Genomic DNA, 5676 nt, shown 5'->3' on the forward strand with positions numbered 1-5676 from the left:
AGCTCGCCCCGGTCGCCGTCCAGCCGGGCGGTGTAGCCGCGCCCGTCGGAGCCCCGCCTCCGGCGCTCACCCGCGACGACGCTGCCCAGCAGCGCCAGCCGCGACCGCCGCAGCGTCTCCAGGCAGGTCGCGACGTGGTCACGACGCGTGACCGCGGACCGGATGACCAGCACCACACCGTCGACGAGTCCCCCGAGGACGACCGCGTCGGCCACCGACAGCATCGGCGGGGAGTCGTACAGCACGACGTCGAACCGCTCGCGCAGCTGGCCCGCGAGCGCGGCCATCGCGGCCGAGCCCAGCAAGGCGGCGGGGTCGGGCGGCAGCGAGCCGGCCGGCAGCACCGTGAGGAGACCCTGGTTCCAGGACACCAGTGCCTCGTCCAGGTCGCGGTCGCCGACGAGCACGTCGGAGAGCCCGACCCCACCGTCGAGTCCCAGGAACCGCGACGCCGAGGGCCGCCGCAGGTCCGCCTCCACGAGGCACACCGCGGCCCCGGACTGGGCCCACGCGATCGCGAGGTTGCAGCAGACGGTGGTCGTGCCCTCCTCGGCCACCGACGACGTCACCACGAAGCTGCGCAGGTCACGATCCACGGCGGCGAACTTCAACGCGGTCCGCACGGTCCGGTACCGCTCCGCGGAGGCCGACCGCCAGTCCAGGGCCACCAGCGGGCGACGCCGCGCCGAGCGATCGTGCAGGGTCGACCCGAGCGGTGACATGCCGGTCAGCACCCGCACGTCGTGCGCGGACTTGATCCGGCGGTCCAGGCCGTGCCGCAGCACCGCGGAGGCCAGGCCCAGCGCGAGACCGGCGGCGGCTCCGAGCACGAGGTCCACGAGCACCCGCGGAGACGACGGGGCCGTGGGAACCGCCGCCGGCCGGGCCAGCGACACCTTGACGTTCGAGACCTCGGAGTCGCGGGGCGTCTCCAGTTCCTCGATGACCTCGCCGAGGCGCACCGCGATCGCGTCGGCCAGTCGAGCGGCCAGCGCCGGGTCGGCGTCGGACACCGACACCGCGAGCAGCACCGTCTCGGGCGCACTGCTCACCGCGACCTGGCGGCCGAGCTCGCGCACGGTCGTGGCGAGACCGAAGCGTTGGATCACCGGCTGCAGCACGTCGGGGCTCTCGACGAGCGGGGCGTAGGACTTCACGCGCTGCACCGCGAACTGCGACCCCTGGAAGATCTCCGACTGTCCGGACCCGTCCACGCGCTCGGCGACGGACACGAACGACAGCGCGGTCGCCGAGTAGCGCGTCGGGGAGAGCACGATCACCACGATCGCCGCCAGCAGCCCGGCGGCGAGGCCGGCACCCCAGACGCGCCACCTGCGCTGGAGGACGAGGACGTACTCGGCGAAGGTCATGCCGGGCCCGCCAGCATGTCGTCGAACAGCCCGAACACGGGGGCGTTGGTCGCCGAGCCGGACAGGTACGTCGTCAACCCGATGCCTCCCGGCGCCTGCAGGGCGGCGGTGCCGTCGGTCACCGACAGCGCCCACGCCTCCGGCTCCGCGGCGCCGGCCGCCCAGACCTTCGCCCGCAGCGTGGTGGGCTCGGTGCCCACCGCCTGCACGCGGACCTCGAGCAGCGTGCCGGGCTCGACCGTCAGGTCGGCCACGGTCGCGGACCGCAGCACCCGCTCGGCCCCGCCCGCCAGCCGGCCGACGGACAACGCGACGCCGCCGCCCGTGACGAGCCGGACCTCCGCGAAGTACCGGTCGCCGGCTCCCACGACGCGGGGCTGCACGCCCAGGTAGATCCCGCCTCCGGTGGCCGCCTGGTCCGCGCCCACCCGCACCCGGACGTCGGTGTCGATGCTGGAGACGCCGGTCAGCGCGATGCCCGGTCCGGCGCCGGCCCGCGACATCCGGATCCGGCCCACACCGTCGCCCACCGAGAAGTTCGTGGCGCTGCCGGACCGGGTCCAGTCGCCGCCGACGTCCGCGGCGCCCCACCCGTCGGTCACGGCGCGCCCGAACGCGTCGACGGCGAACGGCGAGGTCGCACCGGGGCTCACGCTGACCGGCACGGTGACGGTGCCGGTGGCGCCGTCGTCGTCGGTCACGGTCAGCGTCACGTCGTACGTGCCCGCCTCGGCATAGGTGTGCTCGGGGCCCTCCTCGGTCGAGGTGGCGCCGTCGCCGAAGGACCACTCGTGGCCCACGATCGTGCCGTCCTCGTCGGTCGAGGTCGACACGAACGCCGCGGTCAGGCCGTCGACGGTCGATCCGAACGCCGCGACCGGGGCGACGTTGGCCGGTTCGGCCACGGTGACCGGGATGGTCACCGTGCCGGTGGCGCCGTGGTCGTCGGTCACGGTCAGCGTCACGTCGTACGTGCCCGCCTCGGCATAGGTGTGCTCGGGGCCCTCCTCGGTCGACGTGGCGCCGTCGCCGAAGGACCACTCGTGGCTCACGATCGTGCCGTCCTCGTCGGTCGAGGTCGACGCGAACGCCGCGGTCAGGCCGTCGACGGTCGTGTCGAACGCCGCGACCGGCGCCACGTTGGCGGTGCTGCCCGCGGCGTAGTGCTCGGCGACCTCCTGCTCGCCGAGCGCGCGGTAGTAGACCGCCACCTCATCGATGTCGCCGTCGAAGAACGCGTTGGAGGGCGCGGAGGGCCACCACGTGAGCGAGTCGCCGCCCACGCGCCAGTAGCCGAGTGCCAGGTGCTCACCGACGGTGACGTCGGATCGCTGGGCGGCGAGCGCGCCGTCGACGTACAACCGCATCCCGTCCGGTGACAGGCTCGCGGTGGCGAGGTGCCACGCGCCGTCGTTGTAGGCGCCGGGGCTGCTCAGCACCTGGCGGTCCTGGTTCGGCTTCACCCCGAACAGCACGTGACCCGCGTCGTCGAGGTAGAGCTGACGGTCGACCTTGCTGGAGCTGCGATCGATCCGGTTGCCCCGGCCGATGATCTTGCCGCCGGCCGTGCCCGCGGTGCGGAACCAGGCCTCGAGGGTGAACGTGTCCGGCGGGCTGTCCTGGACGCTCGTGTACAGGCGGGCGAGCGGCGAGCCCGTGAACGAGACGGCCGTGGAGCCCGGCTCGGACAGCAGGGCGCCGGGCGCCCCGAGGGAGACCCCGGTCACGGTCGCCGTCAGCGGCTGGAACCCGGCCGCGTCGGCCACGGTCGTGCTGCCGGCCGCCTCCTCGAAGCGCCACCAGTGGGTGGGCTCGCTCGCGTCGACGGCCTCGACGTACGCGCTGTCCGCGCCGGCGGACGCCACGGTGACCTCGGTCCAGGGCGTGTTCGCGATGTTGCCGAACGCGTCGGTGACCGCCACGCGGTAGCGATGAGTCGAGCCCGGCTCCACGTCGGTGTCGGTGTAGCCCATGCCGGCGGGGTTCCACCACGGCGCCGTGGCGGTCCGGGTCTGCAGGAGGCCGCCGGCGCCCTGGGAGTCGCGGTAGAGCCGGTAGGTGAGGACGTCGTTGTCGATGTCGCGGTTGGTCGCCCAGGTGAGCCGCACCGAGCCCTTCTCGGTCGACCGCACGTTCAGCGGGTAGGTCGTGCTGTACAGGCTCGGCCCCTGGTCGTTGGGGGCCAGGCCGGTCCGGGCGAACCGCACCAGCCCCTGCTGTGCCTGGCCGTTGACCCGGGTGAACTCGCCGCCCATCGCGACGTAGTCGGCGTTGCCGGTGACGCTCCAGGGGCCCTGGACCTGTCCGGTGTAGGTGCCCGCGTTCAGGCTCGGGTACCAGGTCAGCATCGACGATCGCGGCTGGCCCTCGAAGTTGTAGTAGCGGCGCTGGTCGGGCTCCCAGGTCACCGTGCCGGTGACGTCGCGCCCGAACGCGGTCGCCCGGTAGTAGGGGTAGTCCCCGACGCCGCCGGCGCCCTGACGGATCCCGTCGATGTTCTCGCAGTAGTGGGTGTGGCTGGCGGCGTACACGACGTCGCCCTGCACGTGCAGCGAGTAGGTGTCGCCGTGGCAGTCGTCGGCCCAGTGCACGGAGCCGTCGGCCCAGGACGCCGAGAACGTCCCCTCCCAGGTGCCGCCGGCCCGGCTGTAGGTGTAGCCGCCGCCGTACACGTAGTCGGCGTCCGCGACCAGCGTCGTGATCGCGCCGTAGGAGGTGGCGTCGCGGATGATCGAGTTCGCGAGGAACGGCAGGCTGGCACCGGTGGTCGCGTCAACCATGCCCAGCCCGTAGCCGGGATCGGAGGAGCCGTTGAGGGCGGTGAAGGACCCGCCGACGGCGATCTTCGTGCCCTCGGGGTTGATCGCGAGCGCCCACACGTCGCCGTCCGTCACCGACGGCGTCCAGGCAAGGAGCGCACCGTTGGCGGCGTTGAAGGCCGCCAGGCCCTGACGCACCTGCGTGCCGACGTCTTGGAACTCACCGCCCGCGTAGACGGTCGTGTTCGTCGCGACCAGCGCGTTCACGTGGTAGTTCATCGGCGGGTTGAACGCGGCGACCAGGGCACCGGTCGTGGCGTCGAACGCCGCGATCCGGCGGTGCGAGATGCCGTCGATCGTGGTGAAGTCGCCGCCGACGTAGAGCCGGCTCCGGTCCGGGGAGACCGCGATCGCCCGCACCTGGGCGTTGAAGGAGGGCGCGAAGGACGTGACCAGCTCGCCGGTGCGTACGTCGTAGGCCAGCAGGTTGTTGCGGGTGACCGTGCTCGTGCCCGGGGCGGCTCCGGCGGGGCGAGCCGTGGTGAAGCTGCCGCCCGCGTAGACGATGTCGCCGACCATCGCCTGCGCCCAGACGACGCCGTCGATCTGCACGGTGGGCAGGCCGTCCGCGGAGACCGTGACCGGGGACCGCGGGTCGCCGGGGTCCTGCGGCGCCGAGTCGGCGCTCGCGCGGGGGGCGGGGGCGAACGCCAGGCCGGCCAGGGCCAGCGCGACCACGACGAGGACGACGAGCAGCGACCGCCGCGGCGATCCGGCCGCCCCCACCTCCTGGCGGTGTGGTCCAGCCAGGTCAGTCCTCCGGTCGGTCATCATCTCTCTCGCCCTCCGATCACCGCGCATCCGTCACCGCGCGTGCGGCCGGGTGCGCTCTCGCCGACGCTAGGAAGCCCGGCAGGCGTCGGGCCGGCCCGGCCCGGCGACGTACGCGAAATTGGGTGGGCGGATCCGCCGTCCGCCCGCGCGTGGTCACGGCATCGCCCCGGCCAGCTCGACGCTCGGCGCCGCGCCGGTGTAGCTCGCGACGACCCGGACGTGGTCGCGCGCCGACACCGGGATCGCGAACACGTACCGCGCGGCCTGGGACCGGCCCGGCGCCAGCGTGCCACCGAAGGGCCGCCCACCGGGGCCGGTCAGCGTCATCGCGGGTGTCCGCGCGCGATCGTAGGTGACCTCGAGCACGACGCTCTCGAGGGAGACCGGGCGGCCGGTGTGGTTGGTCAGCCGGACGGTCAGTCGGACGGCCGGGCCGGCGATCTCACCCGGTCCCCGGGCCACGCCGTCGACCGGCTCGAGGGCGGTCAGGCGCAGGTCGAGCCCGGTGCCGAAGCGCGCCGTGTCGTCCAACGGCACCGGACGGAGGGTCCGCCGCTCCCCGGCGGGCACCGGCTCGAGGGCGGCGGACGCACCCGCAGACGCGGCAGGACCGACGGTCCCGCCGGCGCCGGTCCGGTCCTGCGTGTCGTCGGCCCGCTGGCCCGCCACCAGCAACGCACCGAGCCCGACGACGAGCCCGCCGACAAGCGCCG

3 protein-coding genes are annotated in these 5676 nt (G+C 73.9%); all 3 read right to left on the reverse strand.

The window, feature by feature from the left end; translation table 11 throughout:
* Positions 1 to 1370 (reverse strand): polysaccharide biosynthesis tyrosine autokinase (locus VGD85_RS15635; protein ID WP_331064359.1); only part of this gene is annotated, 1370 nt, incomplete at its 3' end.
* A complete protein-coding gene (locus VGD85_RS15640; protein WP_331064360.1) occupies positions 1367 to 4963 on the reverse strand; it encodes a PKD domain-containing protein in 3597 nt (1198 codons plus the stop codon). The genes VGD85_RS15635 and VGD85_RS15640, both read right to left, overlap by 4 nt.
* Positions 4964 to 5116: 153 nt before the next feature.
* Positions 5117 to 5676 (reverse strand): hypothetical protein (locus VGD85_RS15645; protein ID WP_331064361.1); only part of this gene is annotated, 560 nt, incomplete at its 5' end.

This window comes from Nocardioides sp. (assembly GCF_036401255.1).
In the GTDB taxonomy this organism is placed as follows: Bacteria; Actinomycetota; Actinomycetes; order Propionibacteriales; family Nocardioidaceae; genus Nocardioides.